Origin of the sequence: Comamonas sp. A23 (genome assembly GCF_004522605.1) — a bacterium.
Classification (GTDB): Bacteria; Pseudomonadota; Gammaproteobacteria; order Burkholderiales; family Burkholderiaceae_C; genus Comamonas; species Comamonas thiooxydans.
This window is the reverse complement of record NZ_RSDT01000010.1, coordinates 167,171-187,797: the sequence shown is the minus strand read 5'-3', so window position 1 is coordinate 187,797 and position 20,627 is coordinate 167,171. Positions and strand designations below refer to the sequence as shown.

Here is a 20,627-nt window from a genome sequence, read left to right as displayed (position 1 = left end):
ATTTTTAAGTAAAGATACAAATTTTTATTCGTTTTCTTTATTAGACACCTTCTCTAACCTTGCTTGCTTCAAAGCAACTTCAAAGGTTAGAACCATGGGAACCCGTCGCGACGCGCTTGGCAAGCTTCTGTCCATCAGTGCTGCATCCCTGGGCTTGGCGGCTTGCTCGCGCTCCGACAACCAGGCCAGCAGCGAAACCACCCGCAGGGCACAAAATGGCAAGGTCGTTCCCTTCAACTATCCCGACAACCCCTCTTTCGACCTGATCTATCTGGCCGACAGACTGGGCTACTTCGACGGGACCTCCACCCGCCCCAACTACGTGGGCAAGATTGCCGCCCCCCAGATCATTCCGCTGGTCGGCACGGGCGACATCCATTTCGGCTCGCGCATGGTGCCGCTGGTGATTTCGGCCATTGCGGCCGGGGCCGACATGAAGGTGATTGCCGCCGGCAGCAAGACGCTGCAGGAGGCACCGCATATGAAGTACTTCGTGCGCAAGGATTCGGGCATCCGCACGCCCAGGGATCTGGAAGGCAAGACCATAGGCTTCAACAGCTTCGGCGCCTGCGCCGAGTTTGTCTCCAAGACCTATTTCCGCGAGCACGGCGCCGATGTCAACAAGATCAACTTCCTGGTCGTTCCCGACAACCAGGGCGAGCAGGCCGTGATCGGCCGCAATGTGGATCTGGCCATCATCCACCCACCCCATTCCGGCGGTGCCGAAGCCAACCCCGAGCTGCAGCGCCTGTGGACCGACTACGACCTGGACCGCGGCCTGGGCGGCATGGCGCCCTATAGCGTCAACGGCAAGTTTGCGCGCGAGAACCCGCAGGCCGTGCGCGATGTGGTCACGGCCATCGCCAAGGCCGGCAACTGGGTCAACGCCAACACCGACGAAGCGCGCCGCTACACGGCCGAGCGTCTCGGCATGGAGCTCAAGCATGTGGAGCGCTATGCCTATGTGGACGACCAGATCATCACCGAGCCGCCCATCCAGTACTACATCGACGTGCTGGAGCGCGAAGGCAAGCTGCAGCCGGGCAAGGTGGCCGTCAAGGACGTGTACACCAACGAGTTCAACCCCTTTGCCAAGGGAGCTGCGACATGAGCACGCCCCTCGACGACTCTGGCTCCGCCATCAAGATCCGCGCACGCGATGTGCGCATGGATTTCGCGATTGCCGACGAGCGCGGCCGCAAGCAGCAGATCGCCGCCCTGCAGGACTTCAATCTCGATATCCGTGAAGGCGAGTTCTTCACCCTCCTCGGGCCCTCGGGCTGCGGCAAGTCCACGTTTCTCAATGTGCTGGCCGGGCTGGCACGCAAGAGCGGCGGCAGCATCAGCATCGACGGCCAGCCGGCCAGCGGCATCAACCGCGAGCAGGGCGTGGTGTTCCAGGGCTATGCGCTGTTTCCGTGGCGCACCGTGCTTCAGAACATCGAGGTCGGGCTGGAGATCCGCAAGATTCCCAAACGCGAGCGCCGGGAGACTGCCGAGCAGTTTCTGCACCTGGTGGGGCTGGCCGGCTTCGGCCAGCGCTACCCGCACGAGCTCTCGGGCGGCATGCGTCAGCGCGTGGCCATCGCCCGCTCCCTGGCCTATTCGCCCAGCCTGCTGCTGATGGACGAACCGTTTGCCGCCCTGGATGCCCAGACACGCGAAATCCTGCAGTCCGAGCTGCTGCGCATCTGGGAGCAGCACAAGACCACCATCGTCTTCATCACCCACAGCCTCGATGAAGCCATCTATCTGTCGGACCGCATCGCCGTCATGACGCACCGACCCGGTCGCATCAAATCCGTTCTGGACATAGCGCTGCCGCGCCCGCGCCCAGCCGAGATACGCCACGCCCCGGCCTTTGTGCAGCTGCGCGAACAGGCCTGGGATGTGCTGCGCGACGAAGTCGCCTTTGCCAGCGGCCACCGCCAGCAACCGCTGGCACCGCTGCTGCCCACCGCCCCTGATTTCAGCCTGGCCTTGCGAGGATTTGCCATATGAGCCAACTGGCCGCATCCCCATCCCGGCGCCCCGCCAAGCCGGTGTCGCTGCATTCCTCCCGGCAACTCGGGCTCCAGTGGCTGGAGCGCTCGGCCTGCGTGCTGCTGTTCTTTGCCATCTGGGAATTCCTGCCGCGCGCGGGACTGGTCAATTCGGCCTTTCTCAGCCCGCCATCCGCTGTTCTGGCGGCCATCGTCGAGCTGGCGCAGACCGGCCAGCTAGGCAAGCATGTGGCGGCCAGCCTGCAGCGCTCCTTGGCAGGGCTGATTCTGGCCATACTGGCAGGCGTGGCACTGGGCCTGCTGATGGGCGTGGTACGCCGCTTCGAGGCCTTTGTCGACCCCTTGCTGCAGCTGTTCCGTCAGGTTTCGGCCCTGGCCTTGTTTCCGGTCTTTCTGCTGTTCTTCGGCATCGGCGAGGCGTCCAAGATCGCCATCATCTTCTGGGCGGCCTTCTGGCCGGTGCTGCTCAACACCATCAGCGGCGTCAAGCAGGTAGAGAAGCTGCTGATTCATTCGGCGCTGTCCATGGGGGCCTCGCGCGGCTTCATCTTCTTCAAGGTCATCCTGCCGGCGGCCGCACCGTCCATCTTCACCGGCATCCGGCTGGCGGGCGCCTATTCGATCACCGCGCTGGTCGCAGCCGAGATGATCGGCTCGCATGCCGGCCTGGGCTTTCTCACGCTGAACTCTCAGGAGATCTTCCAGATCCCCAGCATGTACGCCGGCATCGTGCTGCTGGCCGTTCTGGGCCTGGCGCTCAACTATGGGCTGGCCTTGCTGGAAAAGCGCCTGACGCGCTGGCGCAGCGGACTGGAATTTCATGAGTAGCGCCACGCAATCCTGGCGCCGCCTGGCGATTGCCGGCACCGCGCTGGCGGCCGCTGCCGCCGGCGCTGGCGTGCTCTGGCCCGCCCTGCCGCAGCTCGGCGGCACGGAGGCGGCAGGCCCGGTGCTGCTGCAGGCGCAGCGCAATGGCGTGCTCCATGTGGCCCTGCGCAGCTATGCACGCCCTGCCCTGCCCGGCGAAGCCTTGCCGCCAGAGCCCGATGTCTACGACCAGGCCCTGGCGGACTGGCTGGGCCGGCAACTGGGCACCAGCATCAAAATCACCCCCGCAAGCGATGCCGACCTGGTGCTTGAAGGCATGGCGCCGCAAGACGACCCGGCCGCTGCCGATCGGCAGACCGGCGGCAGCTATATGCCGCAAAGCCTGCAACTGCTGGTGCTCAAGCAGCAGGCCTCCCTCTGGAGCCGCCATGCCCCCGGTCACTGGAGCTCCTGGCTGCCGCATGTGGCGCGGAAGGCCGCCCCCAGACCCACGGCCTGCGTCGCCACGGGTCAGGCCTCTGCCAGCACCTTGCAGGCCCAGGGCCTAGAGCCTCTTTTCGCGCCCTCCAGCATTCATGCAGTCAGCGATTTCCTGGCCGGCAAATGCCATGTTCTGGCCGAGTCGCCCGAGGTCATCACGCGCCTGCTGCAACAGGACAACTGGCGCTTCTACGAGCGTCTTGGCAACCGCTTTCGCTCCACGGATCAGGCCCATATCCGTCTGACCAAGGCCGATGCACAGTCCACCCGCTGGCTGCAGCACGCCGTCCAGCAATGGCAGCGCAGCGGTCTGCAGCAACGCGCGCAGGACAACCGCGTCAGCACGATTGCTCTGGAAGCTTCCTTGCTGGAAGACGGAGCCATCTGCCACTGACCGTCCGCCTCTTTTCCGCCATCCACCTTCTTGACCATGTTCTCCAGTCACTTCAACGATGTACTCGGCACCCTGGAAAAAACCGCCGTCGCACGCGACCGCCAGGGCGGCCATGCGGCAGCGGAAAAAGCCTTGCTGCGCGATGCCGGCCTGCTGCGCCTGGCCATCCCCCGCGAACATGGCGGCGATGCGCTGAGCTGGCCCGACATCTACCGCCATGTGCGCGCCCTGGCCGCCGTCGACAGCGCCCTGGCCCATGTGCTGGCGTTTCACCAGCTCCAGGTCGCCACCGTGCTGATCTATGGCTCGCGCCAGCAGCAGCGCCTCTGGCTGCGCCGCACCATCGACGAGAACGGCTGGTGGGGCAATGCGCTGAACCCGCGCGACACGCGTCTGCAGGCCCTGCCCCGCAGCTCGGAGCTCGCCGGCGGCTATGTGCTCGACGGCCTGAAAGGCTTTTGCTCGGGCACGCGCGGCTCTCACTACCTGACGGTATCGGCCAGTGTGGCAGGCCATGCGCAGCCGGTTCTGGGCCTGCTTGAAACCGCCTCGCCCGGCATTGCCGTCAAGGATGACTGGAACCCCATGGGCCAGCGCCAGACCGACAGCGGCTCGGTTCAGTTCAATCGCGTCCAGCTTCCCGCCAGCGCCGTAATGCGCGACGAGAGCGCCGAGGTCACGGCCTTTCATACGCTGCGCAATTGCCTGGCGCAGCTGGTGCTGGTCAATCTGTTTGTCGGCGTGGCCCAGGGCGCGCGTCGGCAGGCACGCGACTATGCGCGCGAACATGGCCGGCCCTGGCTGGGCTCGGCGGTGGAGCGCGCCACCGACGATCCCTATCTGCTACGCCGCATGGGCGAAATGCAGGCCCAGATTTCGGGAGCCGCCCTGATGGCCGATCACGGCGCAGAGCTGCTGCAAAAAGCCTGGCAGCGCGGCCCTGCGCTGAGCGCTGCAGAACGTGCCGAGGTCGCCATCGCCGTCTTCGAAGCCAAGGTCATGGCGCATCGCTGCACCTTGTTCGCCACCCAGGAAATGTTCGATGTGGTGGGCTCGCGCGGCACCCATGCCGATCTCGGCTTCGACCGTTTCTGGCGCAATGTGCGCACCCATACCCTGCACGATCCGCTGGACTACAAGCTCCAGGCCCTGGGCCGCTGGGCCGTGCATGGCGAGGAGCCCTCGGCCCAGCACTACAACTGAAGCCGCAGCCAAAAAAATCCGGGACCTGCCCGGATTTTTCGTGTAGGCCGCGCCGCCTCAGAAGCGGTAGCCTATGCCCACGGAGAACACATCGGGATTGAGCCTGACGCTGATGCTCTGGCCCGAAGACAGGTGGATCTTGGTCTTCAGAAAGCTCTTGGAGTAGGAGGCATCCACAAACCAGCGCTCGTTGAAGTTGTAGACAAAGCCCAGCTGCGCCAGCGCACCGAACTTGTCGTCGAGCTCGGCGGTGGTCGGATTCGCCTGGGTGCCCCCTGTCAGGCCGTTGAGCGTAGCCGTGGTCTTTTCGCCATAGAAATGAGCATAGGTCACACCGACGCCCAGATAGGGGCGGAACGCGGCCTTGGCCTCGTTGAAGCGGTACTGCAGCATCAGCGTCGCCGGTATCGCCTTGGTGCTGCCCAGCTTGCCCACGCCGGCAATCGAGCCGGCTCCCGACAGATCATGCTTGAAGGGCGTGGCCAGAGGCACGTCCAGCGCCAGATTGTCGGTCACCATATAGGTGATGCCGCCGCCCAGCTGGGTATTGCTGCCGGCGTCGACCTTGGTGTTGGGAAAGGATGGCGCCGACAGATTGCCGCTGCTCACATCGGGCGACAGATGGGTCACGCCGACACGCGCCATCCAGCTTCCGGCCGATTGGGCGCTGGCCAGACCGCAGGCCGCCAGCGCAGCAGCGGCTGCAATGATCCGCACAGAAATTTTCATGGTTTTGTCTCCTTGTTATTGAGGTGCGGACGGATTTACAACCAGCCCTTCTGGGCCAGAGAGCGGGAAACCAGCTGGCTCATTTGCTGATGGCCGTAAGGCGTGGGGTGGAAACTGTCGGCAAAGACATGGTGCTGCCACCAGTCAGGGCTGGATTTGCCGGGTGTGGCACTCAAGGCCGCTGCCGTGCAGGTGGGGAAGGTGTAGCTGGGCAGGCCGCTTTCGTCCACGCCAGTGATCGGGCAGACCGGGTCCTTCACGTTGTCGAAGTCGTACTGTGCCGGGTTGCTGATCTGGCTCTTGAACTCGGTGTAGAAATCGACCAGGACCACCTGGGACTGGCCTGCCAGACTGGCAGCCAGCTGGTTGTTGAAGACCTGTACCAGGGCATCGAATGACGCTTCCTGCTTGGCGGCCGCAGCAGCCCCCTGATCCCCGCCGCCTGCGGCCTGGGCAATGCTGGCCAGGACCATCTGGAAGCGCGGTGTCTTGGTGATGGCGGGAACATTCAGCACGGCCACACGCGTGGCGCCCTTGGCGACCACATTCTGCGCAATGGAGCCGGCCAGAGTCTTGGCCAGGGTCTGCAGATAGGCACCCGCCGCCAGGCCGGCGAACTTGGAGGCATCGCCTCCGGCCTGCGTCATCAGGGCCGTGGACGTTCCAGGAGCCTTGGAATCCAGCCAGGCCACCATGGCGTTCAGCGGCTGCGAATTGCCCTTGGCCGCGGCAATCAGCGCCCCGATCACATCGGCGGCATCGTTGGCGCCGCCATCGATGACGACGAGATCATCGGCGCTGAAGCCTGCCTTGGATGCGGCCTGAATCTGAACCAGTACCGACTTGGGCGATGTCGGCGCATCCAGCGGGTTCACGCGGCCACCACCCACGGCGTAGTTGGTGCAGGTGGCGACCTCCTGATAAGTCGTGAGATTCTCGTCACCGGCACGAAAGTGGGCGCACAAGCTCTGGCTGAACTGGTCGGCAATGCGCTCGGGCCAGATCATGGTCGAGCCAGCACCAGTGGGCGCCGAGCCCTGTACCGTGAACTTGAAGCCGAAGGTACCGCTGTCCGCGAGGCTATCGCCCATGACCTTGACCGAGGTGACCTTGGCCTTGGGGGTGGTATCGGCCCCGCCTCCGCCGCCGCAGGCCGCCAACAGGCCCACCGTTGCCATTGCAGCCGCCAAGAGTTTGAGTTTGCTTGCCAAGATGATGTTCTCCTGAGGTGTTGTGAATCGCACGGTCGTGCTTTTTTCCTCAGCGTCATCCTAGCGACACTCATCCCCGCGTTGTTATCGGGCAATTACCGATGGTCGGACAAAAATCCAACGCCCAATAAGCGGGTCATCAGCCTGTCACCCAACAAAAAAACCGGACCAGGGTCCGGTTTGTCGAGGCGGGCAAAGGGCGGCGATGTAGCGGTGATGGAGCGCCGCCCCGGGCGGCTACTGGGCCGCCGTCCAGTCCACCAGTGCATCCCAGGCCGTGCGTGCCGCGGCCGCATTGGCATGGTTGGCCATGGCCACCAGCACATAGCGCTGGCCGCTGGCACCGTCAACATAGCCGGCCAACGCGGCCGAGTCGCGCAAGCTGCCGGTCTTGAGGTGGGCGGCGCCCGCAAACCGGCTCTTGCTGCGCCGCAGCGTGCCGTCCACGCCGACAATGGGCATGGAGGAGACGAACTCGGGCATCACGGGCGAGACCCAGGCGTTCTGCAGCATCTGCCCAAGGCCGCTGGCCGTGATGCTGGCATTGCGGCTCAGGCCTGCGCCGTTGTCCACCACGGGCTGCTCGGCATTGCCCCAGCGCGCGGCCCACCACTGTGCCAGCGACTGGCGCGCGGAGTCGAAGCTGGCCACGCCGGTGCGCTGCATGCCCAGCGTGAGCAGCACATGCTGGGCCATGATGTTGTTGCTGTATTTGTTGATGTCGCGCACCACTTCGGACAGCGCCGGAGACTCCAGCTGGAAGGCCGGCAGCAGGCCCTGTGGCACGCTGCCGTCGCGCACGGCGCCGGTGAGCTTGCCGCCCAGCTCGCGCCACATGCCTTCTATGGCCTTCGCCGCAAAGCGCTCGGGCTGCGCCGGTGCAATGGACCAGCTCTTGTCGCCGCAGCTTGCCGGATAGCTGCCGTTGAAGGCGATGCGCTGCGGATTGTTCATGTCCAGTTGCATCTTGCTGCGCCAGTCGCCGCAATCAGAAGTAGGAGCAGCTAGCGCAACTGTCTGCTGGTTTTCCATACCAAACATCGGTGGATCGTATTGAATACGAGCGATACCCGCTCCTGCATCAGGAGCAATATTCAGCGCCACGGCCTTGTAGTTGATCAGCAGCGCATCGGGCGAGGCGTTATAGGGCCGCCAGGGCTCGTTGTCGAATACCGCCGCATCATGCGTGGGCAGCTGAAAGGCGCTGCGGTCCAGCACGATATCGCCCACGATGACCTTGATGCCCATGCCTTGCAGGCGGCGCAGCATCAGCCACAGGCGTTCCAGCACCAGCTTGGGGTCGCCCTGACCCTGGATGTAGAGATTGCCGCGCAAGGCGCCATCGACCACCGGACCGCCCAGATAGACGGGCGTGCGCCAGACATAGGCCGGGCCCAGTTGGTCTAGCGCCGCATAGGTGGTGACCAGCTTCATGACCGAGGCAGGATTCATGGCCTGGTGCGTGCGCCAGGCCAGGCTCGGTGGCGATTTTCCATCCACATTCATCACCAGCAGCGATACGGCGTCGCGCGGAATCTTGGCGCGTTGCAGCGCCGCGTCCACGGCGGCGGGAATGCGGGTGTCGGCAGGCGGAGACTGCGCCAGCGTGGGCTGGGCCAGCAGCGCCAGCAACGATGCGCCCAGCGCGCTCAGGGTCTTGCGAAGAAAGAAGGGGGTCTGCAGCATGGGGCCAGAGTCTACGCCGGGCTTCGCCCATGCCGGGCATTGGCAGCGCCCGCGGCAAGCTGGCGGCGGGCGTCCGATAATGCAGGGCTATGCTGCCGTCTGTTGCAGCCCAGTGCAGCCCGTATTGCGCTCCAGCCCGCCTGCGGCTGACGCCCCGCCGAACATGAATCTTCTCGCCATCGACACCAGTACCGATACCCTGTTTGTTGCCGTCCAGCGTGGCGATGCCATCTGGCAGCACAGCGGGCCTGGCGCCCAGCAGTCGTCGGCCCAGTTGCTGCCGGCGATACGCCAGCTCATGAAGGATGCGGGGCTGAGTTTCGCGCAGCTGGACGCCATTGCCTTCGGGCGCGGCCCCGGCTCCTTCACGGGCCTGCGCACGGCCTGCGCCATCACCCAGGGTCTGGCGTTTGCCGCCAAGGTTCCCGTGCTGCCCGTGGACTCGCTGCTCACAGTGGCCGAAGAGGCCCGTCATCTGCATGGCTGCACCGAGGTCGAGGCCGTGCTCGACGCGCGCATGCACGAGGTCTATCACGCCCCCTTCCGCTATGTGGACGGCCAGTGGATCGAGCCCGAGGACTTCGGCCTCTGCGCCCCCGAGGCTTTGCAGGCTGCAGCCGGCCATGCCGTGGCGGGCAATGCCCAGCCCGTCTACCCCGAACTGCTGGCGCCCAAGGCCCGCCATGTGCACGCCATGCCCACAGCCACGGCCATGCTGCGCCTGGCACCGGCACTGTTGGCAAAAGGCTGCGCGGTACCGGCCGAAGAGGCGCTGCCGCGCTATATCCGCGATAAAGTGGCAAAAACCACGGCCGAGCGCGAAGCCGAGAAGGCCGCCGCTGCTGCTGCCTCCGACGCCGCCTCCCTATAAGCACCTCATGACCTTGCCCAGCAGCTCCACACTCGCCACCGACGCCAGCACCCAGGATGCTGCATCCCTGGTGCATTTCGAGCCGCTGTCCGCGCTCTGGCTCGACACCCTGCTCCCGATCGAGGAGCAGGCCTATGTCCATCCCTGGACGCGCGGCAACTTCCAGGATGCCATGGTGGCCGGCTACCAGATACAGCTGCTGGTCGATGCAGATCACCAGTTGCTGGGCTACTTTGTCGCCATGCAGGCGCTGGACGAAGTGCATCTGCTCAATATCACCGTCAACCCGGCCTGCCAGCGCCAGGGCTGGGCGCGCGTGCTGCTCGATGCACTGGCTTTGTGGTCGCGGCAGCAGAATGCCCAATGGATCTGGCTGGAAGTGCGCGAAAGCAATGCCCGCGCCCGCGAGGTCTACCTCAGGCACGGCTTTGCCGAAGTCGGCCTGCGCAAGAACTACTATCCCAACCCCAACGGCCCGCGCGAACATGCGGTGCTCATGAGTCTGAAACTATGGCCCTGAACCTGGATGCCCGCCAGCGGGCCATGCTGGAAGCCATGGGCATCACCGTCTGGTTGCCCGAGCCCATGGAGCCCGCAGCAATTGCTGCTGTCACTGCCGTCGCCGCCGCACCATCACCGGTCGCGGAGTCCGTCGCGGCACCGGTCATGCGCGTTGCGCCGCCGGCCCCCGTAAGCCCACCCGTGGTACAGGCCGCCGCGCCCGCAGCCGAGGCAGTGCCGGCCCAGCCACCCACCCAGATCGCCAGGCCCGCCGGCCCACCGCCCCAGAACCTGTCCGGCCACCGGGTGCACGAGCCGCGTCAGTTTGTGCAGCAACCCGCCGCAGGCCCGGCCGGCGAGCCAGGCCTGGGCTGGACCATCAGTCCCGCCCAACTGGTCTACCCCCATGCTCCGCAGCATGTGCACAGCACTGAGCAAGGCGGCTGGCTGATCCTGCTGGAGCCTGCCGCCAATCCGCCCCTGCTGAGCCCGGCGCAAAGGCCTGCGGCCGACAGCGCCCAGACGGCGCTGCAGGGCGATGCCGCCAAGCTGCTGGACAATATGCTGCGCGCCCTCGGACTGCAGGAAAAACCGCGCGTCTTCAGCGCTGCCCTGCACCGCGCGCCGCCCGACGCCGATCTCAGCCATGCCCAGGCGCTGCAACCCGCCCTGGAGGCTCTGCTGCGCGAGCTGCGTCCTGACTGCGTGCTGGTTCTGGGCCTGGCCAGTGCACGCGCCGTGCTGGGCCGCCATGATGCGCTGGGCCGACTGCGGGCCGAGCCGCACCACATTGCGGGCGTGCCCACGGTGGTGACCTACGACCCCAACTATCTGCTGCGTGCGCCGCAGGCCAAGGCCGGAGCCTGGGCCGATCTGGTGCAGGCCGACGCGTTTACCAAGGGGCTGTGACAGGCGGGCGACAAGCCCCGCTTACCCACTTGCCCAACTGTGCTGCACGCGACATGCTGCAGTGCAACGTAGCATAATCACTGGCTTCGAATTACTGAAAGACATCCGTGGAAACCTACCCTAGTTGGTAGCTTTCAGCTCCCGGTACAGACTGTGGGGGTTGAAAGCGCCCTGATCCCTGCAGAACCTCAAGAACAACCGGGAGTGAGCTGATGCTCAACATCTTTACGCTAGCCAATGGTCGACTCGTTCAGGAAGAAATCGAGTCCCTGGCAGACCTGGAACGCTTTCGCCCCGTCTGGGTCGATCTGGAGTCGCCAACCCTCGAAGAAAAGCGCTGGATCAAGCAGCACTATGAGCTGTCCATCCCTGAGGATGCGATGGACGACGACATCGAGGAATCGGCGCGTTTTTACGAAGAAGACAACGGCGAGCTGCATATCCGCAGCGACTTTCTGATCGACGACGATGAAGACCCCCGCTCGGTGCGCGTGGCCTTCATCGTCAACCAGCACAACGCAGCGCTGCGCAGCCATGGCGTGCTGTTCTCCATCCACGACGAGGATGTGCCTGTCTTTCGCCTGCTGCGCATGCGAGCGCGCCGTGCGCCCGGCTTGATCGACGATGCCAAGGACGTTCTGCTCAAGCTGTTTGACGCCGATGCCGAGTACTCTGCCGACACGCTGGAGCGCATTTACGACGACCTGGAAAAAGCCAGCAAGATGGTGCTGTCCGGCGATGTGACCGACGAGATGGCCAAGGAAGTGCTGGGTGCCATTGCCCGCCAGGAAGACTTGAACGGCCGCATCCGCCGCAACGTCATGGACACGCGCCGCGCCGTGAGCTTTCTGATGCGCTCCAAGATGCTCAACGCCGAGCAGTTCGAGGAGGCACGCCAGATTCTGCGCGACATCGAGTCGCTGGACAGTCACACGGCCTTTCTGTTCGACAAGATCAACTTCCTGATGGACGCCACGGTCGGCTTCATCAACATCAATCAGAACAAGATCATCAAGATCTTCTCAGTGGCCAGCGTGGCTCTGCTGCCTCCCACGCTGATTGCCAGCGTCTACGGCATGAACTTCAGGTTCATGCCCGAGCTGGAGTGGGAATTCGGCTACGGCTACGTGGTCGCCCTGATGATTCTGAGCGCCGTCGGCCCCATGCTGTACTTTCGCAAACGCGGCTGGTTGAAGTAGACCCCCTGTGGCGCTGCGCGCCTTCCCCCCGAGGGGACGACACCTTTGCTGGGGCGCCCCTTGCTCGGTGCCTGCTCAGATGCGCCGCACCAGGTTCAAGGCGTTTTCCATCAAAAAAGGAGCTGTTTACGCCTGACTGACGGTCATCTCAGACTTCAAAGATGCTGAAACCCATAAAAAGGAGCGCCAGGCGCTCCTTTTTATGCATGCGCATCACGATAGCTGCGCTTCGGCGCTGCGCTCGCGCACCCAGAGCACGATACCGCACAGCATCACGATCACCTGCGTGCCAATCAGCGCTGAAAAGCCTGCGAAGAATCCCGCAGCCACGCCGCCGCGGGCCGACAGCGCGCCGATCACCGCACCCATAATGGCCGGCATGAAGCCCGCGACCAGGCTGCCCGCGCCGTTGACCACGCCATAAGCGCTGGCCACATGCTCGGGCCGCGCGCAGTGCTGCACGGTGCTGGGGATGGCCGGGCTCATCAGTCCCCAGCAGAAGTTGGCGGCAATCAGGCAATAGGCTGCCGCATAGCGGTCTTCCATATGGATGGCCAGCCACACTGCAATCGCCACGCCCAAGCTGCCGAAGACGAAGATCAGCGGCACCTGGCGGCGCGCGATGCGGTCGATGATCATGCCGCCGACGAAGACCGCCGCCACACTCGCATATTGCGGCAGCGAAGCCAGCCAGCCCATCTCGCGCATGGAAAAGCCTCGCGACTCCTTGAGATAGGCGGGCAGCCAGTTGCTGCTGCCCCAGAGATACGACAGAAAGGCCGCCGTGAGAATGGTGATCAGCCACAGATAGCGCGTGTGCATGGCACCGCGCACGATCTGGCCGACCTGGCCCACGGCCTCGCCCATCGACTGGGGCTTGGGCATGCCGGTTTCCACCTTGGGCATGCGCACAAAGGCCCAGACCAACGGAACGCCCAGCAGCACGTTGATCAGGCCCAGCACATGGAACGAGGTCTCCCAGTTGTGGCCCACGACCAGGTAGCCGACGAAGGGATAGCCCACCGCCAGGCCCAGTCCGGTGCCCATATTGACCAGGGAGTTGGGTTTGCCGTTCTCGCGGCTCTCGAAATGCGCCTTGATGTAGCTGCCGGCCAGGGAGAACAGCGGCCCCTCGGAAACACCCAGCAGAATCCGCGATGCCAGCAGCAGCCCGTAGCTGTTCATGGCCGGCGACAGAAAGGTCACCACGCCCCACAGCAGCAAGCCGGCAAACAGACTGCGGCGCACGCCGAACAGCGCCGCGCAAAACGGCGTGAGCACAAAGGACGAAACACCGTAACCAACCATGAAGGCCGTGGCCAGCAGGCCCTGACGCGTTCGGTCGTCGGGTGTGAGACCGATGTGCGACAAAAAGTCGTGATCGGTGATGAGGACCGAGATATTGATCCGATCCACGTAGGAAATGGCGACGATCACGAACAGCGTGACCACGCCCCACCAGCGCAACGAGCGTGAGTCTTTCATGATAGGAGTCCGGCTAGCGTTGAGAGAGAAAAGCCGGGACCGGCACCCGCCGGCCCCGCCAGGGCGCACGTCCTGGCGGGCGCGCGGTACGACGGCAGTGATGCCGCCGACACCCCGAGGCCGACCGATGCCGACCCCTCGGTGCAGGATCAGAAGAAGTGGCGGATGCCCAGTTCCAGGCCGTTGGAGTTACCGCCCGGCGTGGTGCCGGGAGCGCTCAGCCCCTGCACGCCGATGGACTTCGCTGCCGAGCCCTTGTTCTTCAGGAAGGCATAAGTGCCGTAGACCTGTGTGCGCTTGGAGAGGTTGTAGCCATAGCCCACGCTGATTTTGTTCCAGTCCGCATTGCTGCCGGACAGGTTGTAGTGGCCAAAGGAGGCACGGGCCTCGCCATTGCCCACGGGAGCGGTCACGCCCAGCTGCACGGCCGTGATCTTGGTGGAGCCACGCTTTTCCGAGGCCCACAGCAGCATGGGCTTGGCCACCCCGAAGTCGTAGGACAGGCCCACATTGTTCGCCGTCAGATTGGTGTCACTGGTGTTGCCGTAGAGCCGGCCGGTGGCCAGCGCACCATTGAAAGCGCCCTGGCGATAACCCAGGCGCAGGCCGCGATAGTCGCCCTCGCGCTTGTTGGGCGCGCCGCTGGGCTGCTCGCCGAATGCCAGCTGGGCCTGACCGTAGAAGCCGCCCAGGTTCTGGGGCAGGAAATAGCTCACGGCATTGCTGATCTGTATGGGCGCACCGCCGGTCGAGGGGATGCCCGGAATGCCCAGCATGGTGAAGGCACCCGTGCCGCCAACACCGTTGGTCAGGAAGGGGTCGAAGATCAGCGTATTCAGAAAGGTGGCCGAATCATCGCGTCCCAAGCGCACCTCGCCCCAGTTGCCCATCAGGCTGACTGTGGAGCGGCGGTTGAAGCTCAGACCTCCGCCCGTGGCCTTGCCGGCGCCGCTGTCCACATCCAGGCCGGCCTCGAGCCAGAATCCCGCCTTCAGGCCGCCGCCCAGGTCCTCTGTGCCTCGAAAGCCCAGGCGGCTGATGTTGGCACCGCCTGTGGAAAGACCGGTCTTGGAGGCTCCCGAGCCGCCCAGATGGGCAACGCCGACGTCGACGACGCCGAAAAGCTCGACCTTGGACTGTGCCGAAGCGGCACCGGGCAAAGACGCCAGGCAGGCTAGCGCCACGCCGAGGGCCGGCGTATGGATGGATTTCATGGTTTGTCTCCTCTAGGGGTGGTGGTGTTTCGCAGGTCTGATGTAGCGGCTCAGATATCCAGGACCAGGCGCTCGCTCTTGCAGCCGGAGACGCAGACCATCATGACCTTGTTGCCGGCGCGCTCCTTGGGGCTGAGCACCGAGTCGCGGTGGTCGGGCACACCTTCCAGCACGCGGGTCTCGCAGGAGCCGCAGACCCCTTCGCAGCAGCTGTGGTCCACATCGACACCGGCGTCCAGCAGCGTGTCCAGCAGGGATTTCTCGGGCGTGATCTCGATGAAGCGGCCGCTGCGCTTGAGCTCCACCGTGTAGTTGCTGCGCGCATCGGACGATGCCTTGACTTCCACCGGCGTGAAGCGCTCGATGTGGGCGTTGGCATGGCCGAGCTCGGCGCAGAACTTTTCGAAGGCATCGAGCATGGGCGTCGGGCCGCAGGAATAGTGGTGCAGGCCCGCATCGGGTGCGCGCTGCGCCAGCAATGCCTTCAGGTCGGGCGGCCCGCCCGCTTCCGCATCGAAGTGCAGATGCAGCGGCATGCCCAGGGCCTGCAGCTCGGCCAGAAAGGCCGCGCTCTTGCGCTCGCGCGCAAAGTACAGCATCTCGAACGAATGCCCCAGGGCCTTGAGCCGGCGTGCCATGCACAGCATGGGCGTGATGCCTATACCGCCGGCCACCAGCACCGAATGCGTCGCTGCCTCGTCGAGCGCGAAGTGATTGCGCGGCTCGGAGATGGTGATGGGCATGCCCACGCGCAGCGACTCGTGCACGCAGCGCGAGCCGCCGCGGCTGGCGCGGTCGCGCAGCACGCCGACCACGTAGCGGTGGCGCTCGCTGCTGTCGTTGGACAGGGAATAGCTGCGCACCAGCCCGTTGGGCAGGTGCAGGTCGATGTGCGAGCCGGCCGTGAAAGCAGGGAACTCGCCGCCATCGACCGGGCGCAGCTCCACGCTGATGGTGTCCTGGGCCTCGAAGCGCAGCGTGTGCACAAAGGCCTGCAAGCTGTTGCTCATGATGCGATGCCTTCGTCGATCTGTTCCTGGGCCTGACGACGCAGGTGGCGGCGCAGGCGCACCAGGCCGATGTCGTGCTGGTAGAGGTTCTCGCGCTCGTTGGCGTCGGCCTCCATCTGCTCCATCATGATGCGGTCCTGCTCGAGAACGGCCCAGTGGCGCGCCTCGAGGCGGTTGCGGTAGAGGAAACGCCAGGTGTCGCGCATCCAGCCCTGCACCTTGCGTGCACGCCAGAAGAACACGGAGCACAGGTCGGCGCTGATGGGCGTGACACAGGCGACGATGGCGAAGTTGCCGCCAGGGCCACCGGTCTTGGGATAGGGAATCTCCAGGCGCATCCACTGCGCGCCGGTTTCGCCGTATTCAGTCCAGTCGAAGTTCACGCCACGCTGGCCGACCTTCTCGAACACAAAGCCGTGATCGGTGTCACGCACCTGGAAGCTGGCCTTGCTGTCGCCCTCAGCCATGGAGTGCGACTGCTTGTGCAGGAAGGTGCCGTGCATGGGGTCCATGACGTTGTCCAGCGCGTAGCGGTAGTCGCTGCGCCACTCGGCATAGCACAGGAAGTTCGAGTACTCGGGAGAGCTCAGCTCCTCGGGCAGGCTGAAATCGGGAGCCTCGTCCACATGCTTGTCGCTGTTGTAGAGGAAGATCGCGCCGTGCATCTCGCGCACATGGAAGGCCAGCGCTGCGCGCGAGCCTTCGAGCTTGCAGCCGGGACTGCCGGGCACCTTGGTCACCGTGCCGTCACAGCGCACTTCCACGCCGTGGTAGGGGCAGGCCAGGCGGTCGCCCAGGATCACGCCCTGGGACAGCGGCGCGCCGCGGTGCGGGCAATGGTCTTCCAGCGCATGGACCTGGCCGGTAGCATCGCGCCACAGCGCGATCTTGCGGCCGAAGCGGCGCAGCGAGACGGGCTCGGTCTTGACGAAACCGGAAGGGCAGACCGCATACCAGAGGTTCTTCAGACCCGTGTTGAGCAGACGGTCCACCGGATCGATGGTGATGGTTTGTACGTTCATGGAGTACTCCTGTTCTGTCTCAGTAGCCCAGACGGGCCATCAGCGCCTGAAAGCTGTCTTCAGTCCAGGGCTCGCCGTTCTCGCCGGCAGGGCCGCTGCGGTTGATGTAGGCCACCAGCTCGGGCAGCGTCTGCACGCCCTCGCCGAAGGCGCGCTCAATGGAGTCGCCCAGCAGGTCTTCAAACAGGGTGGAGGCGCGCTCGCGCGCCTGATGCGGCTCGAGATATCGATCAGCGGCCATGGTTCTCTCCTTCGAAAACTGTCTTGAATCGTGGTTCGGTTTCATTGCCCCGAGCGCCGCCCCACACCGAGGGTGTCGCCCCTCTTGGGGGCGCCGTGCAATGGGAAGGCGCGAAGCGACTCAGGGGGTAGGTCATTTAGTCGGCCCGGATATCCAGGTCCTTGATGAGCTTGCCGAAGCGGTTGTAGTCGGCAGCGTTGGTCTTTTCCAGACGTGCCGGCTCGCCGCCCGCAGGCAGGGCTCCGAAGGCCGCCATCTTGGCGACCACGTCCGGCATCCTCAGAATTTCATTGAGATGGGTGTTCAGCAGCTTGACGGTCTCGGGCTTCATGCCCTTGGGACCGAACAGGCCCTGCCAGGCCGACACTTCCACATCCTTGACGCCCTGCTCGGCCAGCGTGGGCACATTCGGTGCCAACGGGCTGCGCTGGGCATCGGCCACGGCCAGCACATTGACCTTGCCGCCTGCGTAGGGCGCGATGGGGCCCCAGGTCATGAAGGTCGTGGGCACATGGCCGCCGATCAGATCGTTGACTGCGGGCGCCACGCCCTTGTAGGGAATGTGGGACAGCTTGGTGCCAGCGGCCTTGTTGAACATCTCGCCCAGGATGTGCATGGGCGAGCCGCTGCCCGGGCTGGCATAGGTCAGGCCGTCGCGCTTGCCCTGGCTCGCCAGGGTCTTGATGTCCTTGATGCCCGATCCCTGGCTGGCAGCCACGAACATGGGCTGCACGCTGGTCTGCACGATGGGCGTGAAGCCGCCGAGCACGTCGTAGCTCGAACCCGCGTTGGTCTTGAGCACGAACTGCGCGATGGCAAAGGTATTGGGCGCCAGCAGCAAGGTGTAGCCGTCGGGCGCGGCCTTGGCCACATGCACGGTGCCGATGGTGCCGCTGGCACCGGGCCGGTTGTCCACCACCACGGGCTGGCCGAGTCGCTGGCCCAGCTTCTCTGCATACAGGCGCGCCATGGCATCGGTATCGCCGCCGGCCGGATAGGCCACGACGATGGTGATGGGCTTGCTCGGATAGGCTTGCGCCAGCGCGGAACCGGACATCTGGGCTGCAGCCAGCAATGCAGCAGAGATAACTACCTGGCGACGAATGTTCTTCATGGAATAGCCCGTGGGGTTGTGGAATCGTGGTGGGAGGGATGCCGGCCAGCCGATGCTGCCAATGCCTCTTAATGCTTCTTGTCGGTCAGGAACTTGCCGTCGGCGGCGCCCGCGCCCTTCTGGCGTCGGGTGTTGCCGTCAATGCCGCCGTCGATGGCCCATTCGGCAAACACCGTCGGACCGGGCTCGAACTCGCGCGGCTGCCAGTCGGCAGTCAGTTGGTCCTCGTCGGCGTAGTACTCGACCAGGGCGCCGGCCGGATTCTTGAAGTACCAGAAATAGGCCGAGGACACGGGATGGCGACCCGGGCCGAGCTGAGTGTCCCAGCCGCAGCGCGAGATATGCATCCCGCCGCCGAAGACTTCGTGGATGTCGCGCACGGTGAAGGCCACATGGTTCAGGCCCGCATGCTTGTCGGGGCGCTGCAGCAAAAAGATGTCGTGGTGGCCGCCATCGGGCGCGGTGCGCAGAAAAGCGCCACGCTCGGGATAGCGGTCCGAGGCCGCAAAGCCGAAGTTCTCCACATAGAAGCGCTCGCAGGCCTGCACGTCCTTGACGAAGAACACCACATGGCCGACCTCGATGGGCTGGGCGCGCTCATAGGCCGGGCTGGCCTGGTTGATGCGACCCTTGCGGTCCCAGGTGTTGTACTCGGCACTTTGCATCTGCACATCGCGCTTTTGCGTGAGCTGCAGGCGCACGGCCAGGCCGTTGGGGTCGGTGCAGCCGATGCGGCCATTGCCCTGGACGAAGCCTGGAAGCGCGCGGATGCGATCTGCATACAAAGCCAGGTCTGCTTCACTTTCCACTCCCCAGACCACTTCGCGCAGCGTGGGGCCGGCTTCGATGGCGGGCGGCAGATCGGGGTGGTTGGTGGCAGCCACGATCACGCGGCAGCCGTTGAGTGTCTCGAACACCAGCCGGTCGGCCTGCTCGTCGACCAGGCTCAGGCCCCAGTCGAGGAAGAACTGGCGGCAGGCCGCCAGGTCGTCGGCGCCGTAGCTGATTTCGTCAATGCCCAGTACGCTCATGATCGCTCCTTAATTTGCCCAGGCCAGCGGGTGTTCGTTCAAGCCCCAGTACATGCTTTTCTGCTCCATGTACTGCTGTATGCCCAGACGGCCTTTTTCACGGCCCAGGCCGCTGTCGCGCCAGCCACCGAAGGGCGTGGAGATGGAGAACTGCTTGTAGGTGTTGATCCACACGGTGCCGGCCTGCACCGCGCGGCCTATGCGCCACGCGGCCTTGTAGTCGCGCGTCCAGATGCCGGCGGCCAGCGCGTAGACGCTGTCGTTGGCCTGCTCGAGCAAGGCCTCTTCGTCATCGAAGGGCATGGCCACGAGCACGGGGCCGAAGATCTCCTGCTGGCAGATCTGGTCGTTGTTGGTCACGCCTTCGAGGATGGTCGGGCGGTAGTAGTAGCCGCGCTCGTACAGCGCTCCCTCGGGGCGATGGCCGCCGGTGCGCAACTGACCGCCTTCGGACAGGCCAAGCTGCACATAGCTCTCGATGGATTCGCGGTGCTTGGCGGTGATCAGCGGGCCCATCTGGGTGCGTTCGTCGGCCGGGTCGCCCACGCGAAGCGCGGCGGCCTTGGCGGTCAAGCGCTCCATGAAGTCGCCATAGAGCTTGCGCGCCACGAACAGGCGCGAGCCCGCTATGCAGGATTCGCCCGAGGAGCTGAAGATGCCGTAGAGCACGCCGTTGACGGCGTGGTCAAGGTCGGCGTCTTCCAGCACCATGGTGGCCGACTTGCCGCCCAGCTCCAGAGAGACGGGCATCATCTTGTCGGCCGCGATGCGGGCGATGTGCTTGCCGGTGGAGGTACCGCCGGTGAACGATACGCGCTTGACCAGCGGGTGCTTGGTGATGGCATCGCCGATCACCGAGCCGCGGCCGGGCAGTACGCTGACGATGCCCTTCGGAACACCCGCTTCCTCGCAGATCTTCGCCAGCTCCAGCGCCAGCAGCGGCGTGGCTTCGGCAGGCTTGACGACCACCGCGTTGCCGGCCGCCAGCGCGGGGGCGAGCTTTTGCGCCTCGCTGGCGATGGGCGAGTTCCACGGCGTGATGGCCGCGACCACGCCCATGGGCTCGTAGACGCTCATGGTCATGAAGTCGCCACGCGAGGGCGTGATGGTCTCTTCCATGGTCTCGCAGGCCGCCGCGAAGAACTGGAAGGTGCCGGCGGCGCTGGCCACCAGAGCGCGCGTCTCGCTGATGGGCTTGCCGTTATCGAGGCGCTGCAGCTGGGCCAAGGGCTCAGCGCGTTCGCGGATCAGCTGGGCCACGCGGTGCAACACAGCGGCGCGCTCATGGGGCTTCTTCTGGGCCCAGCCGCTGGTGCGGAAGGCGTGATCGGCCTTCTCTATGGCCTCTTGCACATCGGCCAGGCTGGGCGCGCGCAGGCGGCCCACCACTTCGCCGGTCGCGGGGTAGAGCGTGGCGGATTCGTCGCCGCCGCCAAGACGCCATTCGCCGGCGATATTGATGGGTAGCAGTTCTAGCTTGGACATGGTGAAACTCC

At 64.9% G+C, this 20,627-nt stretch carries 20 protein-coding genes; 9 read left to right on the top strand and 11 right to left on the bottom strand.

Annotated features, from left to right (window positions below; genetic code table 11):
- Positions 1–94 precede the first annotated feature (94 nt).
- Genes EIC84_RS20455 through EIC84_RS20435 form a run of 5 tightly spaced genes read left to right on the top strand, consistent with a single transcriptional unit; the run spans position 95 to position 4,908 of the window.
- A complete protein-coding gene (locus EIC84_RS20455) occupies positions 95–1,111 on the top strand; it encodes an ABC transporter substrate-binding protein (protein WP_004340384.1) in 1,017 nt (338 codons plus the stop codon).
- A complete protein-coding gene (locus EIC84_RS20450) occupies positions 1,108–2,001 on the top strand; it encodes an ABC transporter ATP-binding protein (RefSeq protein WP_004340381.1) in 894 nt (297 codons plus the stop codon). Before EIC84_RS20455 ends, EIC84_RS20450 begins: the two co-directional genes overlap by 4 nt.
- A complete protein-coding gene (locus EIC84_RS20445) occupies positions 1,998–2,831 on the top strand; it encodes an ABC transporter permease (protein ID WP_004340378.1) in 834 nt (277 codons plus the stop codon). Before EIC84_RS20450 ends, EIC84_RS20445 begins: the two co-directional genes overlap by 4 nt.
- Positions 2,824–3,705, top strand: a complete 882-nt coding sequence (locus EIC84_RS20440) for a hypothetical protein (protein ID WP_004340373.1) — start codon at positions 2,824–2,826, stop codon at positions 3,703–3,705. Before EIC84_RS20445 ends, EIC84_RS20440 begins: the two co-directional genes overlap by 8 nt.
- 36 nt (positions 3,706–3,741) lie before the next feature.
- Entirely contained in the window at positions 3,742–4,908 is a 1,167-nt protein-coding gene (locus EIC84_RS20435; RefSeq protein WP_004340372.1) for an acyl-CoA dehydrogenase family protein, read from the top strand.
- Between the two features lie 57 nt (positions 4,909–4,965).
- Here EIC84_RS20435 and EIC84_RS20430 read toward each other — a convergent pair whose 3' ends face one another.
- From EIC84_RS20430 to dacB, 3 genes are all read right to left on the bottom strand, one after another.
- Complete coding sequence (locus tag EIC84_RS20430; RefSeq protein WP_004340371.1) at positions 4,966–5,637, bottom strand: OmpW family protein; 672 nt, start codon at positions 5,635–5,637, stop codon at positions 4,966–4,968.
- 35 nt (positions 5,638–5,672) lie between these two features.
- Complete coding sequence (locus EIC84_RS20425) at positions 5,673–6,848, bottom strand: SGNH/GDSL hydrolase family protein (RefSeq protein WP_034361254.1); 1,176 nt, start codon at positions 6,846–6,848, stop codon at positions 5,673–5,675.
- A 237-nt stretch (positions 6,849–7,085) separates the two neighbouring features.
- Positions 7,086–8,534: a D-alanyl-D-alanine carboxypeptidase/D-alanyl-D-alanine-endopeptidase gene (gene dacB, locus EIC84_RS20420; RefSeq protein WP_004340369.1), complete on the bottom strand. Its 1,449-nt coding sequence runs from the start codon at positions 8,532–8,534 to the stop codon at positions 7,086–7,088.
- A gap of 163 nt (positions 8,535–8,697) precedes the next feature.
- On the opposite strand from dacB, the gene tsaB reads away from it, so the two are divergent.
- The 4 genes from tsaB to corA all read left to right on the top strand — a co-directional run bounded on the left by tsaB (position 8,698) and on the right by corA (position 12,014).
- A complete protein-coding gene (tsaB, locus tag EIC84_RS20415) occupies positions 8,698–9,405 on the top strand; it encodes a tRNA (adenosine(37)-N6)-threonylcarbamoyltransferase complex dimerization subunit type 1 TsaB (protein WP_034361252.1) in 708 nt (235 codons plus the stop codon).
- Between the two features lie 7 nt (positions 9,406–9,412).
- Positions 9,413–9,925, top strand: a complete 513-nt coding sequence (gene rimI / locus EIC84_RS20410; RefSeq protein ID WP_003060455.1) for a ribosomal protein S18-alanine N-acetyltransferase — start codon at positions 9,413–9,415, stop codon at positions 9,923–9,925.
- On the top strand, positions 9,916–10,815 hold the full coding sequence (locus EIC84_RS20405; RefSeq protein WP_057093970.1) for a uracil-DNA glycosylase family protein: 900 nt from the start codon (positions 9,916–9,918) through the stop codon (positions 10,813–10,815). The genes rimI and EIC84_RS20405 overlap by 10 nt, the downstream gene beginning before the upstream one ends.
- A gap of 212 nt (positions 10,816–11,027) precedes the next feature.
- Positions 11,028–12,014, top strand: coding sequence for a magnesium/cobalt transporter CorA (gene corA, locus EIC84_RS20400; RefSeq protein WP_004340359.1), 987 nt, complete (start codon positions 11,028–11,030; stop codon positions 12,012–12,014).
- Between the two features lie 213 nt (positions 12,015–12,227).
- Here the strand turns inward: corA and EIC84_RS20395 are convergent, their stop codons facing one another.
- The 8 genes from EIC84_RS20395 to EIC84_RS20360 form a co-directional block, all read right to left on the bottom strand.
- Positions 12,228–13,499, bottom strand: a complete 1,272-nt coding sequence (locus EIC84_RS20395) for an MFS transporter (protein WP_034361249.1) — start codon at positions 13,497–13,499, stop codon at positions 12,228–12,230.
- 149 nt (positions 13,500–13,648) lie between these two features.
- Positions 13,649–14,713: a porin gene (locus EIC84_RS20390; RefSeq protein WP_004340354.1), complete on the bottom strand. Its 1,065-nt coding sequence runs from the start codon at positions 14,711–14,713 to the stop codon at positions 13,649–13,651.
- Positions 14,714–14,763: 50 nt separating this feature from the next.
- The gene (locus EIC84_RS20385) at positions 14,764–15,723 is read right to left on the bottom strand and encodes a PDR/VanB family oxidoreductase (protein ID WP_004340351.1); all 960 of its coding nucleotides are present in this window, start codon (positions 15,721–15,723) and stop codon (positions 14,764–14,766) included.
- On the bottom strand, positions 15,720–16,745 hold the full coding sequence (locus EIC84_RS20380) for an aromatic ring-hydroxylating dioxygenase subunit alpha (RefSeq protein ID WP_004340349.1): 1,026 nt from the start codon (positions 16,743–16,745) through the stop codon (positions 15,720–15,722). The genes EIC84_RS20385 and EIC84_RS20380 overlap by 4 nt, the downstream gene beginning before the upstream one ends.
- Positions 16,746–16,764: 19 nt before the next feature.
- Positions 16,765–16,986, bottom strand: a complete 222-nt coding sequence (locus EIC84_RS20375; protein ID WP_003060438.1) for a recombinase-like helix-turn-helix domain-containing protein — start codon at positions 16,984–16,986, stop codon at positions 16,765–16,767.
- Positions 16,987–17,122: 136 nt separating this feature from the next.
- The gene (locus tag EIC84_RS20370; RefSeq protein WP_034350813.1) at positions 17,123–18,100 is read right to left on the bottom strand and encodes a tripartite tricarboxylate transporter substrate binding protein; all 978 of its coding nucleotides are present in this window, start codon (positions 18,098–18,100) and stop codon (positions 17,123–17,125) included.
- 68 nt (positions 18,101–18,168) lie between these two features.
- On the bottom strand, positions 18,169–19,131 hold the full coding sequence (locus EIC84_RS20365) for a VOC family protein (RefSeq protein WP_004340338.1): 963 nt from the start codon (positions 19,129–19,131) through the stop codon (positions 18,169–18,171).
- Between the two features lie 9 nt (positions 19,132–19,140).
- Positions 19,141–20,616, bottom strand: a complete 1,476-nt coding sequence (locus EIC84_RS20360; protein ID WP_004340336.1) for an aldehyde dehydrogenase — start codon at positions 20,614–20,616, stop codon at positions 19,141–19,143.
- Positions 20,617–20,627: the final 11 nt, after the last annotated feature.